We start from the raw sequence: 15634 nt of genomic DNA, 5'->3' as shown, positions 1-15634 counted from the left end.
CATCTATCCCTAATCCAAAGCTCGAATATCCGGTTGGCGCCACAGAACGAAAATAAGCCCCAAGGCAATGGCAAAGCAGGCGATGCCCGCGATAAACACGCCATGAATGTTAGCGGTCATTAAAGAGGCACCAGCAATAGCAAGCAGGAACTGACCTCCCGTCGAGCTCGATATGGTGATCCCCATGATCCAGCCTTGTTCGCTCTCATCAACAGCAGCAGAGAACAAGGAAAACATGAGAGGCAGGGTAAGCGCAAAGGCCGCTACGATTGGCACTGTCAGGAGATAGGAGAGCCAGGCCACATCATTCACAGTAAAGGCCAGGAGCCCAACTCCCATCACAGTCACACTCACAGCAATCGTCGCCACCTTAGAAAATCGTTGGGATATTGGCCCCACCAGAAGCGCACTTACAAGAGCCAGAACCGATCCAAAAATGATCAGGAGAATGCTGTTTTGAAGCGTATCGAACCCAAAGCGCAACACCATGTAGTTATTGAGATAAATATAAAAGGCGCTCAGCCCGACCTCTATAAAGAGGAAAACAGCACACAGCTTCAAAATTGTAGGCCTTGAATGTGCCCGCCAAAGAACGAGAAAAACCTCTGACAGGCCAAAATCTATCTTGCGGCGTGTCTGGTTTGTTTCCTCAAAGAAAACAATGATCAGAACAATGTTGATCAGGATCAGCACCAGCGCTGCATAAAAAGGCAGTTCAAGCGAAGCATAACTGCCCATGATGGAGGGATCACTGAGCACTCCCGCAAATAGCGGCCCAACAATCAAGCCAATGGCAATGGCTGCTGTCACATACCCCATATTCCGGTTTCTTTCTGCGCCCGTACAGCTGAGATCAACAAGAGCAGCTTGTGCGATTGGCTGATTGCCTGCGGCGAACCCGGTAATTGCGCGCGCGAGCACCAGCAAAGCCAGGTTTGACCAAAGCAGCGCAACAACTGCCAGCCCATATCCGAACAAGGCACCAAACAGGCAAATAAGGATGGCCTTCTTACGCCCGATATAATCCGAAAGCTTGGAAATATAGGCGCCGCCAAAAAACCAGCTGATGTAGAACGCTCCGGTCAAAAGGCTGAAATCAATCTCCCGGATAGCAAGAGAATCTCCAAGGGGAACAAAGGTACTGCCGGGTACCATCACAAGGCTATTGACGATCGGAAAAATCAGCCCTTGCCCCATAACATCCACAAGGACAAGGAGAAGCAATGCAATTCGAGACCACCCCATCGCTTCACGCCTTTCGCGCTTCACATCAGCAAAGCATCATTCTGAAAATCATCAGATGCTCACCAGAGCTATCCGGTAGCGGACCAACCGTCCGCCAACTCACTCCACCACGCGCAGGTGCTTCTTCTTCTCAAGCACCTTCAGCACGTTGGCTAGGTCGTGGCCGCGTTTGAGGATCATGCCGCCGGTGCCAACGACGCAGTAGGCGCCTTGTTTGCGGGCAAGTTTGGGGTCTTTTTCAATACGGTAGAGCGGCATTTCGCTGGCACGGCGGAAAATGGCAAAGATCGCTTTGTCTGTTCCGTGGCCGATGGCGTAATCACGCCACTCGCCGCTGGCAACCATGCGTCCGTACAGCCTGAGGATCTGATCGAGTTCCGTTCGATGAAAAGCAACTATCGGTTTCGGGAGGTTCGGTTTTTGTTGAACGGCTGCGCTGTTGGCGCCACCATCAAGAGAGCGAACGCTCCCGGACACTATTGCAATATCATCTCCTTCACTCATGAAGGCCTCCTGCGTTCAGATCCTGTGGTTGGGCATCCCGGAGAAAGCAGAATATCGGCTCTCGCATCGCGAATGCGCCGAGGCAATCTGGTTGAGCACGCAGCGTGAATTTGAAAATCCGCGACGCACGCTAAGCCATCGGCAACCCCATTTTACCACATAATCCGCCCATCCTGCGGCAAAGCCTGAAAGAACGCAAGGGAACCTCCTTTTGCTGCCCGGCAAAGGACCCCGTGAGAATTCAGAGTACACGCTAAAATTGTCACAGTAGTTTCTCTATTTCGCCCCAATTGGGTCATTGAGGAGCCACGAATGCCAGCCAAATTATCGTTGTTGCCCAAGCAGGTTCGGTTCTGTGGAGCTGTGGTGAAGACTCTCACCCCTACCCCCCGTTGACCCACTCGTCACAGTGCTGAAGGAGAACCGAACCGCTTCCCCCTACAACTTATCGCTGCGAGAAACCGTTAGGTCTTATTCAGTGAGACCAAGGGACAGGCCACCACCTCCAAGTAGTTTCGGCTGACTGGTACAATCCCAAATCCCGGCCAAAAGCCCCGCAGCATCCCGCGCCAGCTTATTGGCATTCTTGGTCGCACGGGCATCCACGTAACCGACGTGACAAGTCTTACCCTGCCCCAGCTGAGTAATCACCAGCACCTGCCCGCGATAAAATCCATCCGCATCCGCTTTGTCATCCCCCGCAACATCCGCCGGAATGTCCGTATGCCAACGCAAAATCGTCGCCACGGGTTCACCACCTTCCAGCACCCACTCAATGGTGGAGCCAAGCCGGTTCCACGGACTCAGGCCTTGCGTCGCCGCAGGTTCAACTCGCGCCTGCTCGCCATAACTGACGAAGAACCGCAAATCACCCTCAGCCACGTAAACGGGGATACCGTTATACCCCTGACACATCCACACAGCAGAGCCCACTGTATTTTCGGGGGTGTCTTGAAGCTCGCATGTCTCGTTTAAATCCAGCGTGGAATAAACACTCTCGGCCAAAGCGGTGGTGCAAACAAAAATTCCGGTCATGGCAACAATGAGGAACTGAAAATTCTTCAACATTAAGCACCCACTTATCCCAGAGTTATTCGTCAGGAATTACTTGAACGAATTACGCAAGCTCGACTGCGAAATATATCTTGCAACAGGCCGATGCCCCTGTAATACAGGCAGCAAATGAAATTGGAGTATACATAAATGCGTATCGATCGTATTCCTGTCGGTAAGAACCCACCTGAGGACGTCAATGTCATTATTGAAGTTCCAGTTGGCGGTGAGCCGATCAAATACGAGATGGAAAAAGAATCCGGCGCAATGTACGTCGATCGCTTCCTCTACACCCCTATGCGTTACCCGGGCAACTACGGCTTCGTTCCACACACCCTGTGCGGTGATGGCGACCCAATCGACGTAGTTGTTGTGAACCAGCGCCCAATCGTTCCAGGCGCCGTCATGAGCTGCCGTCCGATCGGCGTTCTGGTCATGGAAGACGAGTCCGGTCAGGATGAGAAAATCATCGCTGTCCCAAGCAGCAAGCTGACCCGTCGTTACGAATCCGTACACAACATCGAAGACCTGCCTGAAATCACCATCAAACAGATTGAGCACTTCTTCGAGCACTACAAAGATCTTGAGCCAAACAAATGGGTGAAGATCACTGGCATTCACGGTGCGGACGAAGCAAAGCGTCTGATCGTAGAAAGCATCGAGCGCTACAACAAAGAAGAAGGCTAAACCCCTCTCTTTGTAACTGACACAAAAAAGCCCGGAGCTGCGTAGAGCCCCGGGCTTTTTTCATATCAAAACAAAGCGCTGGAACCTCAGCTCTTACGAGGAAGCACCAGCCCGCACAACGTAATGAACACCATCACACTCGCATAAATCGCATTCAGTCCGGCAAACGACAGACCAAAGATGCGGAACTGTGCAACAGAGCAGCTCACAACTTTAGTGGTCGCAAGGCTCTGCAGCATGTTGGAAGCAGATCCCAGCTCCATGCTGCCACCAGCGGCACAATCATTCGGCCCAAGCCAGAGTTCCCACTCTGCGCCAGCCTGATAGATGCCAACACCGCCGCCATACAGAAAACCACCAGCCGCACCCAGCAGCGCCAGCACAGAAACCCAACGCAGCTTCTCGGTCCGGGTAAAGATCAGCGCCAGAATACCCAGCACCAGACCAGCGTAGTACGGATTACGCTGAATGAGACACAGTGGGCATGGCTTAAAACCACCAATAAGCTCAAAACCCCACGCGGTCGCCAACGCTGTGGCACTACCCAGTGTCACCAGCGCAGCACCAGAGGTGAGCGGATCTTTCAGAAGCAGCGCAAAAAAGCGTCCTAGCATTTCCAGTTAACCTCTCCTGCGCATTCCCGAGGCTCCAAACCAGCACTCCAAAGAACACGCGCCACAAAACAGATTAAAGCAACTGTCCCATTCTCAAAGAAACGACAGCCGCTTTAAAGAAACTTGATCAGAGCGAAACCACCAACCAGCAGCACCACAAACACAGTGAACACCAGCCCCAGCCGCTTTTCGATGAAATCCCGAATTGCTGGTCCAAACAGGTACAAAAGCCCTGCGACCGCAAAAAACCGAATTCCACGGGAGACGATGCTCGCCGCAATGAATACTGGGAGATTCAGAGCAAAAACACCACTCGCAATAGTTATTACTTTGTACGGAAATGGCGTCAAACCAGCGATAAACACAAACCACCAGCCCCAGTCCTCAAAGATTTGCTTAAACTGGTCAAACTTATCCATGTAACCGTAAAACGCGAGGATCGGTTTCGCCACTTCCTCAAACAAGACAGCACCGATGAGATACCCCAGCAAACCACCCAGAACAGAAGCCACAGTACACAGCGCAGCATAAAACCAGGATCGCTGACGTTTGCTCACACACATGGGGATGAGAAGCAGGTCAGGCGGAAGCGGAAAGACAGAGCTTTCCACAAAGGCGACAGCGCTCAGCGCATGGGGTGCACGTGGTCCCGCAGCAAGGGAAAGTGTCCAGTCATAAAGGCGACGCAACATAAGTCAGCGATGCTCCAAACAATCATTCATTCAAGCGAAGAATATGGTTCATTTCGCAATGCGGTAACATTCAATAACAGCCCCACGCTGGAGTCCTACCTCAATCATCAGCAGCAATCACAGGATTATGGCCGGAAATATGACCTCACCACCCTTATCCCCCGTAAATATATATAAGTATAGGCTGACAAATGCTGTGGTTAGCTGAATCAAAATATTGACGTCGCACCCCATCTCGATATATTCCGCCCTTACCAACCGTTGCCCCCGTGGCGGAACTGGTAGACGCGCCGGATTCAAAATCCGGTTTCTTCGGAAGTGCCAGTTCGAGTCTGGCCGGGGGCACCACTCTTCTCTTCCCCAAAATTTAAGCGCTTTTATCCAACGCCACACATGCGTCTTGAGCTATCTGCGAAGCTCACGCCAGCGGGTGATGGTCTTCTACCAGCTTCTGCAGACGCTCTTCCAACACGTGGGTATAAATCTGTGTTGTTGAGATGTCCGCATGCCCCAGCAGCTGCTGCACCACACGCAGGTCAGCGCCGTTCTGCAACAGGTGCGAAGCAAAGGCATGGCGGAGTACGTGCGGAGAAACCTTGTTGCGGTCAATATCCGCTTCCAATGCAAGCGCCTTCAAGTCTCGCCCAAACGCCTGACGCGTAAAGTGCCCGCTCTCACCGTGAGAGGGAAACAGCCAAACACTGTCCGCATAAGCCCCTAAAGATGCACGCAGCCGCACATACTCAACCATGGCCTTCTGTGAGCGGGGAGACAGCGGAACAGCCCGTTCCTTACCGCCCTTTCCTTTCACGGTGATAAGACGGCTGTCACGAATAGCCGCTGACACTGGCAGAGAAACAAGCTCGGAAACACGCAGACCCGTAGCATAAAGCACTTCCAGCAATGTATAGACACGCGCAGCTCTGATCTGCTTTGCATCACTATCATGCGTGATAGTAGCCAACTGTTCTGCCTTGCCGATCAGCCGATCCACCTCTTCCTCACTCAACACACCGGGAAGAATGGAGGCTTTACGCGGAGAAGCGACGGTTCGGGTTGGATCATCATCACGAATATCCTCGGCATAACAGAACTGGTAGAACTGCCGAAGAGCCGAAAGACGCCGCGCCTGAGAGGACGCCGCAAACCCGCGGTCAGTAAGGTCAGAGAGATAGGCACGGACATCCGTGACCTGCACAGCAAGCAGATCCACACCTTGCGTACTCAGGAAACTATCAAAATCTTCCAGGTCAGTTCGGTAGCTTTCTAACGTATTGAACGCACTGACGCGCTCAACGCTTAACATTTCAAAAAAGCGTTCAGTCTCAAGAGTTCGACGCATAAAAAGCCTATTCGAAGCCTTCCTTTTGGATTTCGACGATAATTTCACGTGGCTCCGGCTCAACGTAGCTGACAAGCAGATACATGCTCAGCACAGCGCCAGTAACGATCAAACCTATGATAGACAGCAATCGCATCAATGTTGGCATGGCAGAACCGGATGCTCCCGTATAAATCTGGATACCCCTAGATCACCCGCAGATGGTGGGGTGTAGCAGTATACTTCACAATCAAAAATAGACCGTTTCACTGTGAAGGTTCAACCCGAAGGCACCCAGTGTACCGCGTATTTTGCGATATCCTCCAGGCCTGTGAAGGGGCACCTACGGTTTCTGTAGAAAATTAGCAGTTAAATGCTGGCAAACACTCTTGGTCTAGAACCTTGACAGGACAAGGTGTGATAATGTCAAAGCGTAAGTAAGAGTAGATGAATCGGCGAGGGCGTGGCGTGACTGCAAACGACACAAAGTCAGACAAAAAACGTCAACGACAGCAAGATATTTTGAAGCGCCTCGGCACTAAGCCAATTGTACTTGTTGGCATTATGGGCTGTGGCAAATCCACAGTAGGTCGCCGTTTGGCTCAATATCTCGCTCTCAATTTTATTGATGCAGACTCAGAGATTGAAAAAGCAGCAGATCGTTCTATCTCAGAGATATTCGCTGAACACGGTGAAAGCTATTTCCGGCAAGGTGAAAAGCGTGTCATTGCACGCCTGTTGGACGAAGGACCACAAGTCCTCGCAACAGGTGGCGGTGCCTTCATCAATGAAGAGACACGCTCCCGCATCAAGGAAAAGGGCATCTCCATCTGGATGAAGGCTGAGCTGTCTGTCATCATGACCCGCGTGCGCAAGCGCCCTACCCGGCCATTGCTGCAGACTGCGGATCCTGAGGCAACCATGCAAAAGCTGATGGATGAGCGCTATCCGATCTATGAAGAAGCGGACATGGCAATCTGGTCGCGCGATGTGACCCATGAAGCAGTTATGGAAGAAATCCTGATCGCTCTGGAAAAAGGACTACCGCCTCTCTCTGATGAGGCACCTAAAAATAACGAGGTTGGAAAGTGACAGAAGAAAATAACGCCACGCTCGTCAATGTCGATCTGGGCGACCGTAGCTATCCAATCCTCATTGGCCGCAACCTGATCAAACGCGCTGGAGAAGAAGTCTCCAGCCGTCTCCCAGGTGCCAAAACAGTCATCATCACAGATGAGACCGTCAAGAAACTCCACTTGAAGGCACTGGAAGAAAGCTTCCAGTCCGCAGGTGTTGAGTTCAGCACACTTGTTGTGCCAGCAGGCGAAAAAACCAAACGTTTTGAGATCTTCGAGCGTCTCTGCGATGATATTCTCGCCCTGCGCCTTGAGCGCGGCGATGCTGTTGTCGCCTTAGGCGGCGGCGTTGTTGGCGATCTTTCCGGCTTCGTCTCCGGTGTTGTTCGCCGTGGCATGAAGTTCGTTCAGATCCCAACCACCCTGCTCGCTCAGGTCGACAGCTCTGTCGGCGGCAAAACCGGCATCAACTCCCGCCATGGCAAAAACCTGCTCGGTGTGTTCCACCAACCCGCTCTGGTACTGGCAGATACATCCGTACTGGATACGCTCAGCCCGCGTGATTTCCGCGCTGGCTATGCAGAAGTTGCCAAATACGGCCTGATCAATGATCCGGACTTCTTCGAATGGCTGGAAGCCAATTGGGAAGGTATCTTCGCTGGCGGGCCTGAACGAGAACACGCAGTCGCCCATTCCTGTCGTGCCAAAGCAGCTGTTGTTGCCGCGGACGAGCTGGAATCCGGCAACCGCGCATTGCTCAATCTCGGTCACACCTTCGGCCATTCGCTGGAAGGTGCCGTTGCCTATGAGACTGAACGACTGGTGCACGGAGAAGGCGTTTCCATCGGCATGGTATTAGCCCATGAGTTTTCAGAGCAGCTTGGCCTGTGCCCGGCAGAAGACACCAAGCGTATCATCACGCATTTGGAAGCCGTCGGCCTGCCAACGCGTATTGATCAGATCCCCGGTCAGCTGCCACCAATCGACACTTTTATGGACTTGATTGCACAGGACAAAAAAGTAAGTCGTGGTCAGCTCACTTTTATCCTTACAAAAGGCATCGGCACTTCCTATGTCGATAAAACTGTAAGCGCGGAACCCCTCCGCGCGTTTCTTGAGGAGAAACTCGGCAAATGACGGACTACGCTTTCTGGGCTTCCGTTGTCGCTATTGTAATTTTGCTCGTTCTTTCGGGCTTTTTTTCCGGGTCGGAGACTGCCCTGACAGCAGCATCACGCGCCCGTATGCATGCGCTGGTCAAATCCGGTAATAAAAGAGCGCTTATTGTTGCAAGACTGATCGAGTTCAGAGAGCGCCTCATCGGCGCACTGCTGCTCGGCAACAACCTTGTCAACATTCTGGCCTCTGCACTCGCAACATCCCTGTTCCTGAAGCTCTTCGGAGACGCAGGCGTCGCCTACGCAACGCTGGTCATGACTCTTCTGGTCCTGATCTTCTCTGAAGTACTGCCAAAAACCTGGGCAATCGCAAACGCAGAGAAATTCGCACTCAGCGTTGCACCTGTTGTTCGCGTGCTGGTGATTGTCTTTGGACCGATCGTTGCCGCCATCGAGGTAATTGTACGCCTCGTCCTGCGCATCTTCGGCATTCGCATTGATGACTCCACAGCCGTCCTGTCAGCACACGAAGAGCTGCGCGGCACATTGGACCTTCAGCATAAAGAAGGCGGCCTGATCAAAGCGGATAAAGACCGTATTGGCGGCCTGCTGGATCTGGTTGAGCTTGAAGTGTCTGACGTGATGGTTCATCGCACCAAGCTGTTCGCACTCAATGCCGACCTGCCACCGGAAGAGCTGGTGGAAGAAGTGCTGGCCAGCCCGTTCACCCGTATTCCGCTATGGCGTGATGATCCCGACAATATGGTCGGCCTGCTCCACGCCAAGGATGTTCTGCGTGCAATCGCAAACCTCAAAGGCGATATGGAGAAGTTCGAGCTGGATAAGGTTATGAGCCCGCTTTGGTTCGTACCGGACACCACCAGCCTTCAGAACCAGCTCAACGCCTTCCTGAAGCGCAAAACCCACTTCGCTCTCGTGGTAGACGAGTACGGCGAAGTGATGGGCCTCGTCACGCTGGAAGACATTCTGGAAGAGATCGTCGGTGAGATCGCAGACGAACACGACATCGAACTGCCCGGCCTCAAACCACAGGCAGACGGTTCTGTGATCGTCGAAGGCTCAGTTCCGATTCGCGACCTCAACAGAGCGACCGATTGGAACCTGCCAGACGACGAAGCGACAACCATCGCAGGTCTCGTCATTCACGAAGCAAAAATGATCCCCGAGGAACGTCAGATCTTCACTTTCCACGGTTTCCGCTTCACAGTCCTGAGCCGGGAAAAGAACCGCATCACGCGCTTGCGCATGATGGCGCTCAGCCCGCTTCAGGATGCGAAAAAAGCCAGCAAATAAAAATGGGCCCAGCCGGGCCCATTTCCTTTTCTGCAGTCCCTTAAAGAACGCAAAATTATCGTAAAACGCTCAAATCAACGCACATAACAACGCAAACGGGTAAAACACGAGCACCTGCAACGTACTAGCCATTTGCCGCATTGATTTAGCTGTGCCAATGTACCAATTACTGTAAGAACCAATTACGTGTGAGATTTGGCTTCAATGGCAAGCGCGTGAATGCCTCCGGCGATCTCTTCAGCCACGCATTCGTTTACTGCACGATGCATAGCGACGCGGGACATACCCTCAAAGGCTGTGGATATGATCTTGATCCGGAAGTGGGTTTGTCCACCCTCGCGCCAGCCGCCGTGACCGCGGTGACTCTCGGATTCGTCGGTGACTTCAAGAAGCTGCGGCTTAAACGCGGCTTCCAGTTTAGTGATCATGATGTCTCTTGTGCTCATGTTTTCTATATCTCTCACGTAGGAAACCGTCGTCAAGGCCTTGCCTAACAGGGTCACTTTTTTCTATTTATGTCGGCTACCTGCTTTATGGCAGGTGCTAACCCAATCGCAAGGCAACTGAAAACCGAAAAATGAAGCAAGCATCCTCCATTTTCGACAGCATTCGCGTAAAACCCGGCAAAGAACGCACCACAAGCTCAAAAGGCCCAAAGTGCGAATGGGACGGTTGCGACCAGCCCGGCACCCATAAAGCACCGAAAGGTCGCGATCGGGAAGGCCAGTACTTTCATTTTTGCGTAGACCACGTAAAGGCCTACAACAAATCGTATAATTATTTTTCCGGCATGGACGATGACAGTGTTCGCAGCTACCAGCGCGACAGCATGACAGGACATCGCCCCACCTGGAAAATGGGCGTAAACTCGCAGGCAGACGCCGCGAATGCCCGCGATGGAAGCCGTACAAACATCGGTGGCGAAGACGTCAACGACCCGCACAACATCTTCGCTGGCGCCACCGGAGCACGCAGCCAACCTCAGGAACCGCAACGTAAGGTGCTGGCACTTGAGAAAAGGTCATTTGAAACATTGAACCTTCGGGTAACCGCCCGTGGCGCCGAGATAAAAACTCGCTATAAAGAGCTGGTAAAGATTCATCACCCTGATGCCAATGGTGGCGACCGCTCTTCGGAAGACCGCTTGCGCGAGATTATTCAGGCCTACAACGTGCTCAAGAAATCCGGTTATTGCTAGGTCATACGTTTGACCAGTTCCCGGATCTCTTAGAATTTTTTAGATTTTCATTACCCCGATTTCGACGTGGGGCCGCGGAGGAAAAATGATAGATACGATGCAAACCGCTCAAACCCTACCGACCGAAACAATTTCTGTACGTGAAGTATTTGGCATCGACAGCGACATGGAAGTGCAAGCCTTCGCTGAAGCAAACGAACATGTCCCTGATATCGATCCAGACTATCTGTTTGATCGCGCAACGACTCTCGCAATCCTGGCAGGTTTTGCAAAAAACCGTCGTGTGATGGTCTCCGGCTACCACGGAACAGGTAAGTCAACTCACATCGAGCAAGTCGCAGCCCGCCTGAACTGGCCTTGTGTGCGCGTAAACCTCGACAGCCACATCTCTCGTATCGACCTTGTTGGTAAAGACGCAATCGTTGTGAAGGACGGTCACACCGTCACCGAGTTCAAGGACGGCATCCTTCCTTGGGCCCTTCAAAACAATGTCGCGCTTGTCTTCGATGAGTACGACGCAGGCCGTCCAGACGTGATGTTCGTGATCCAGCGTGTTCTTGAGGTTTCCGGGCGCTTGACCCTCCTCGATCAGAACCGCGTGATCAATCCACATCCGGCATTCCGCCTGTTCGCAACCGCGAACACCGTCGGTCTTGGTGATACATCCGGCCTCTACCATGGTACGCAGCAGATCAACCAGGGCCAGATGGACCGCTGGTCTATCGTGACCACGCTAAACTATCTGCCTCACGACAACGAAGTTGAGATCGTTCTGGCGAAGTCTCCACACTACAGTGGTGCAGAAGGTCGCTCTATCGTTTCCAAGATGGTTCGTGTTGCAGACATGACCCGTAGCGCTTTCATGAACGGCGAGCTCTCCACTGTGATGAGCCCACGTACAGTGATCACATGGTCAGAAAACGCTGAAATCTTTGGCGATATCGGTTTCTCATTCCGCCTGACCTTCCTGAACAAGTGTGACGATACCGAGCAAGCGCTGGTTTCTGAGTTCTACCAGCGTTGTTTCGGGGAAGATCTTCCTGAATCAGCGGCAAACATCGTCATGAGTTAAGGGGAGTTACATGGCAGGTACCAGCAACTCCTCAGCCAAGAACAAACCTGCCAGCCAGCCATTCAAGCAAGCGATGGGCTCTACAGTCAGAGCCATCGCAGGCGAGCCTGAGCTGGAGGTTGTTTTTTCACCGGATAAACCGGGAATGACCAGCGGACGCATCCGTCTGCCGGAACCTTCCCGCACGATGACAAAGGAAGAAGTCGCCGTTACCCGCGGTTTGGGTGACTCCATGGCTCTGCGCCTTGCTTGTCATGATCCAGCTGTTCACACCAAGCACATTCCTCAAGGCGAAAACGCACGCGCTATCTTCAACTCGGTCGAACAAGCCCGCGTTGAAGCCCTTGGTGCTGTCCGTATGCCGGGCGCTGGCGACAACATCGACGCCATGCTTGAGGATCGTTACTTCAAAGCTAACTTCGCAGAAGTCACCACCAAAGACGAAGCTCCGATGCAGGATGCCATCGCTTTGTTGGTACGCGAACGTCTGACGGGCCGCGAGATCCCCAAAAGCGCACAGCGCATGGTGGACCTCTGGAGACCTTTCGTTGAAGAAAAAGCTGATCATGATCTGAACAAACTCGTCACCCGCATGGATGACCAGATCGCGTTCGCCAAGCAGATGCGTGATCTTCTCACCTCTCTCGATATGGCTGATGAGCTGGGAGAAGAACCAGAGGACGACGACGAGAACAACGACGAAAGCCAGCAGGACCAGGATGATCGCTCTGATAACTCTGGTGACATGCAGGAAGATCAGGGTGAGCAAGAAGGCGCTCCTGAAGAGATGGAACTTTCCGGCGAAGAGCAGGAAAGCGGCGAAACCGAAGGCGTCGACAGCGAGATGCAGGATATGTCCGAAGAGGATATGTCCGATCAGGCTGAAGAGCCGGGCGAACAGGAACGCCGGGACCATCCCTTCAGCAATCAGCCGTCTGCTGATGCCTATCACATCTTCACACAAGCTTTCGACGAGATCATTGCAGCAGAAGACCTCTGCGATCAGGAAGAGCTGGATCGTCTCCGCGGCTTCCTCGATAAGCAGCTGGCCTCTCTGTCTGGTGCGGTGTCCCGACTAGCCAACCGCCTGCAGCGTAAACTGATGGCGCAGCAGAGCCGGTCATGGGATTTTGATTTGGAAGAAGGCATTATCGACAGTGCCCGCCTCCATCGCGTAGTCATAGATCCACTACAGCCGCTTGCGTTCAAATGGGAAAACGACACCGAGTTCCGCGATACCGTAGTCACTCTGGTGATCGACAATTCCGGCTCTATGCGCGGTCGTCCGATCACCGTGGCAGCCACATGTGCCGACATTCTGGCACGTACACTTGAGCGTTGCGGCGTGAAGGTGGAGATCCTCGGATTTACCACCAAAGCGTGGAAAGGCGGCCAATCTCGTGAAGCTTGGCTCAAGGATGGCAAACCGTCTAATCCGGGACGCCTGAACGATCTGCGCCACATCATCTACAAATCCGCAGATGCCCCTTGGCGCCGCGCCAAACGCAATCTCGGCCTGATGATGCGCGAAGGCCTGCTAAAGGAAAACATCGACGGAGAGGCTTTAGACTGGGCACACAAGCGTTTGCTTGCACGTCCGGAACGTCGTCGCATCCTGATGATGATCTCCGATGGCGCACCAGTAGATGACTGCACGCTTTCAGTGAACCCAGGCAACTATCTGGAGAAACACCTGCGCAGCGTGATTGCTGAGATTGAAAACAGATCTCCGGTCGAGTTGATCGCAATCGGTATCGGCCACGATGTGACCCGCTACTATAAACGTGCGGTAACAATTGTAGATGCCGAAGAACTGGCTGGCGCGATGACTGATCAGCTTGCTGATTTGTTTGATGAAAACAGCGGTCAGGATCGCGGTAGACGTCACGGACGCCGATGAAATTAACACGACGCATTTTGCTAACAGGAGCAGCGGCAGCGGTAACAACCGCAGTCGCTGCTTCTTTGCCTTTCAGCGAGAGCACCGCACAGCAGAGCGGCTTTCAGCCAATGAAAGTCCGCTCCAAGGAAATCAACCGCTTCAAGTTCTCTGGTACCCGAGCAGAGCAATACGGCCCCCTCATGTTTCTTGGTGGCCTTGAACTCAGCAGCTCAAACGGTCGCTTCGGCGGCTATTCCGGCTTGCTGACGCTCAACAGTGGCTCAGACATCATTGCTATCTCAGATCGCGGCCACTGGCTGCGCGGCGAACTATCCCAGACCAGCCGAGGAAAGCCTCTCAAGCTGCTGGGCGCGGAAACAGCAACCCTGCTGGATAGCAAGGGCAGAAAGCTCAAACGCACCTACAGAGCCGACACAGAAGGTCTGAGCATTGGCGGCTCAGCCAACACACCTCGCATTTTCGTCAGCCATGAAGGAAAAGGCGGGATCATGTCATACCCGCTTAACCTGAAAACAGGCGAAGAACGCGCTAAGCACCTGTTGATTCCCAAAGAGATCCGAGGTTTGGCAAAGAACAAGAGCCTTGAATCTGTGGCCGTCGCCCCTCCCAACTCTCCACTCTCCGGCGCTATCATAACTATTGCCGAACGCGGGAAGTCTCTGAAGCACAACAGACCAGCGTGGATCATCGGTGGCCCGCGACCGGGGAAATTCTGGATAGGAAAACAAGGCAACTACGATGTTACAGATGCTGCCTTTCTTCCCAATGGCGATCTCTTGATCCTGGAGCGTTTGTTCAACCTCTCAGAAGGCCTTGGGATGCGCATCAGGCAGCTGGATGGCGCCAACCTGCGACCAGACCATCTCCATACTGGCAAAACGCTCCTGACCGCTGATTTCAGTTATCAGATTGATAATATGGAAGCTCTGAGCGTTCACATGAACGCTTTTGGAGAGACAGTCCTGTCCCTCATGTCAGATGATAACCGCTCATTCTTGCAGCGCACCTTGCTGCTGCGCTTCATCCTGACGGACAACGAACCTTTCAGAGAGCCATTCGTTCGTGCGCCCAAAGAGGCAAAGATCGTCCCAGCGCCAAAACCGAAGCCTCGGTAAACGACTACTGTCTTTGTAAGCTGCACCGACATTCAATCCCAAAAACAAAAAAAAGGCACCGGAACCAAATCCGATGCCTTTTAAAATTCTTTTCAAACGAACAGCTTATCCGCGCTGCGAAGCAGGTACCGCGCCGATTACTCCCAATGCGATGCGGTATGGAACAAGCATGCTCATCGCAACTATGATCTTTACGCTGAAGTCACCAATCGCCCAGGAAACCCAACGAGGAACTTCCAGAGCAAACACACCAAACAATGGTGCAACTTCTACCGCAAACGCATCGTGATAACCCAAGAACGCAAACTGTGTAGCAAAAGCAAGGCTAAAGAACAGCGCGGTATCGAGCATGGTGCCGAGTGTAGAAGAGACGACAGGCGCCTTCCACCAACGACCATCACGAAGACGATGGAACACAGTCACGTCCAGCAACTGAGCAATCAGGAATGCACTTCCTGACGCAATTGCGATGCGTGGTGTTGCCAAAACGATAGAAAGAGCAACTGCAACAGCAAAGCCAGCGTACACGACTTTGCGTGCAGCAGCAGGACCAAACTGTCGGTTAATCAAATCAGTTACAAGGAATGCCACTGGATAAGTGAATGCACCCCAAGTAAGCAGGTCTGCTAGATTAACAGCCCCGAACATTCCCTGAACAGGGAATTGAACAAGGTAATTCGAAGCAACGACCACTGTGGTCATTGCCATAATGGCAAGAGCCA

General features: G+C 52.8%; 17 protein-coding genes and 1 tRNA gene. 9 read left to right on the top strand and 9 right to left on the bottom strand.

The window, feature by feature from the left end:
• Positions 1 to 9: 9 nt before the first annotated feature.
• The 3 genes from PsAD5_RS03975 to PsAD5_RS03965 form a co-directional block, all read right to left on the bottom strand.
• The gene (locus PsAD5_RS03975; protein ID WP_063291205.1) at positions 10 to 1245 is read right to left on the bottom strand and encodes an MFS transporter; all 1236 of its coding nucleotides are present in this window, start codon (positions 1243 to 1245) and stop codon (positions 10 to 12) included.
• A 99-nt stretch (positions 1246 to 1344) separates the two neighbouring features.
• On the bottom strand, positions 1345 to 1749 hold the full coding sequence (locus PsAD5_RS03970) for a DUF2794 domain-containing protein (protein ID WP_057463503.1): 405 nt from the start codon (positions 1747 to 1749) through the stop codon (positions 1345 to 1347).
• 471 nt (positions 1750 to 2220) lie between these two features.
• The gene (locus PsAD5_RS03965; RefSeq protein WP_063291164.1) at positions 2221 to 2817 is read right to left on the bottom strand and encodes a hypothetical protein; all 597 of its coding nucleotides are present in this window, start codon (positions 2815 to 2817) and stop codon (positions 2221 to 2223) included.
• A gap of 135 nt (positions 2818 to 2952) precedes the next feature.
• Between PsAD5_RS03965 and ppa the strand changes: the two genes are divergently transcribed.
• Entirely contained in the window at positions 2953 to 3489 is a 537-nt protein-coding gene (gene ppa, locus PsAD5_RS03960) for an inorganic diphosphatase (protein ID WP_057463505.1), read from the top strand.
• Positions 3490 to 3575: 86 nt separating this feature from the next.
• Here the strand turns inward: ppa and PsAD5_RS03955 are convergent, their stop codons facing one another.
• Together PsAD5_RS03955 and PsAD5_RS03950 are read right to left on the bottom strand one after the other, a co-directional pair.
• Positions 3576 to 4103: a disulfide bond formation protein B gene (locus tag PsAD5_RS03955; protein WP_063291163.1), complete on the bottom strand. Its 528-nt coding sequence runs from the start codon at positions 4101 to 4103 to the stop codon at positions 3576 to 3578.
• 113 nt (positions 4104 to 4216) lie between these two features.
• A complete protein-coding gene (locus PsAD5_RS03950) occupies positions 4217 to 4795 on the bottom strand; it encodes a YqaA family protein (RefSeq protein WP_057463507.1) in 579 nt (192 codons plus the stop codon).
• Positions 4796 to 5058: 263 nt separating this feature from the next.
• Here PsAD5_RS03950 and PsAD5_RS03945 point away from each other — a divergent pair.
• A tRNA-Leu gene (locus tag PsAD5_RS03945) sits at positions 5059 to 5143 on the top strand.
• A 70-nt stretch (positions 5144 to 5213) separates the two neighbouring features.
• Here PsAD5_RS03945 and PsAD5_RS03940 read toward each other — a convergent pair.
• Both PsAD5_RS03940 and PsAD5_RS27975 read right to left on the bottom strand, forming a co-directional pair.
• Positions 5214 to 6137 (bottom strand): site-specific tyrosine recombinase XerD, encoded by a 924-nt coding sequence (locus tag PsAD5_RS03940; RefSeq protein WP_063291162.1) that lies wholly within the window; start codon positions 6135 to 6137, stop codon positions 5214 to 5216.
• Positions 6138 to 6144: 7 nt separating this feature from the next.
• A complete protein-coding gene (locus tag PsAD5_RS27975) occupies positions 6145 to 6285 on the bottom strand; it encodes a hypothetical protein (RefSeq protein WP_167550253.1) in 141 nt (46 codons plus the stop codon).
• Between the two features lie 299 nt (positions 6286 to 6584).
• Between PsAD5_RS27975 and PsAD5_RS03935 the strand changes: the two genes are divergently transcribed.
• From PsAD5_RS03935 to PsAD5_RS03925, 3 genes are read left to right on the top strand one after another with little or no spacing between them, the layout of a single operon-like run.
• Positions 6585 to 7208 carry a shikimate kinase gene (locus tag PsAD5_RS03935; RefSeq protein ID WP_153041339.1) on the top strand — a complete coding sequence of 208 codons (624 nt, stop codon included), beginning with the start codon at positions 6585 to 6587 and terminating at the stop codon, positions 7206 to 7208.
• Positions 7205 to 8329 carry a 3-dehydroquinate synthase gene (gene aroB, locus PsAD5_RS03930; protein ID WP_063291160.1) on the top strand — a complete coding sequence of 375 codons (1125 nt, stop codon included), beginning with the start codon at positions 7205 to 7207 and terminating at the stop codon, positions 8327 to 8329. Before PsAD5_RS03935 ends, aroB begins: the two co-directional genes overlap by 4 nt.
• Positions 8326 to 9624: an HlyC/CorC family transporter gene (locus PsAD5_RS03925; protein WP_057463510.1), complete on the top strand. Its 1299-nt coding sequence runs from the start codon at positions 8326 to 8328 to the stop codon at positions 9622 to 9624. Before aroB ends, PsAD5_RS03925 begins: the two co-directional genes overlap by 4 nt.
• A gap of 182 nt (positions 9625 to 9806) precedes the next feature.
• Here the strand turns inward: PsAD5_RS03925 and PsAD5_RS03920 are convergent, their stop codons facing one another.
• Positions 9807 to 10070 (bottom strand): BolA family protein, encoded by a 264-nt coding sequence (locus tag PsAD5_RS03920; protein ID WP_057463511.1) that lies wholly within the window; start codon positions 10068 to 10070, stop codon positions 9807 to 9809.
• 131 nt (positions 10071 to 10201) lie between these two features.
• On the opposite strand from PsAD5_RS03920, the gene PsAD5_RS03915 reads away from it, so the two are divergent.
• The 4 genes from PsAD5_RS03915 to PsAD5_RS03900 all read left to right on the top strand — a co-directional run bounded on the left by PsAD5_RS03915 (position 10202) and on the right by PsAD5_RS03900 (position 14912).
• Positions 10202 to 10822, top strand: coding sequence for a J domain-containing protein (locus PsAD5_RS03915; RefSeq protein ID WP_057463512.1), 621 nt, complete (start codon positions 10202 to 10204; stop codon positions 10820 to 10822).
• 85 nt (positions 10823 to 10907) lie between these two features.
• A complete protein-coding gene (gene cobS / locus PsAD5_RS03910) occupies positions 10908 to 11894 on the top strand; it encodes a cobaltochelatase subunit CobS (protein ID WP_057463513.1) in 987 nt (328 codons plus the stop codon).
• A 10-nt stretch (positions 11895 to 11904) separates the two neighbouring features.
• Positions 11905 to 13794 (top strand): cobaltochelatase subunit CobT, encoded by a 1890-nt coding sequence (gene cobT / locus PsAD5_RS03905; RefSeq protein WP_057463514.1) that lies wholly within the window; start codon positions 11905 to 11907, stop codon positions 13792 to 13794.
• Entirely contained in the window at positions 13791 to 14912 is a 1122-nt protein-coding gene (locus PsAD5_RS03900) for an esterase-like activity of phytase family protein (protein ID WP_063291159.1), read from the top strand. The genes cobT and PsAD5_RS03900 overlap by 4 nt, the downstream gene beginning before the upstream one ends.
• Positions 14913 to 15017: 105 nt before the next feature.
• Here PsAD5_RS03900 and PsAD5_RS03895 read toward each other — a convergent pair whose 3' ends face one another.
• Positions 15018 to 15620, bottom strand: coding sequence for a VUT family protein (locus PsAD5_RS03895; protein ID WP_057463516.1), 603 nt, complete (start codon positions 15618 to 15620; stop codon positions 15018 to 15020).
• Positions 15621 to 15634: the final 14 nt, after the last annotated feature.

The organism is Pseudovibrio sp. Ad5 (assembly GCF_001623095.1).
Lineage (GTDB): Bacteria > Pseudomonadota > Alphaproteobacteria > Rhizobiales > Stappiaceae > Pseudovibrio.
Note: the sequence above shows the minus strand (reverse complement) of the source record. Positions and strands in the feature narration are given on the sequence as shown.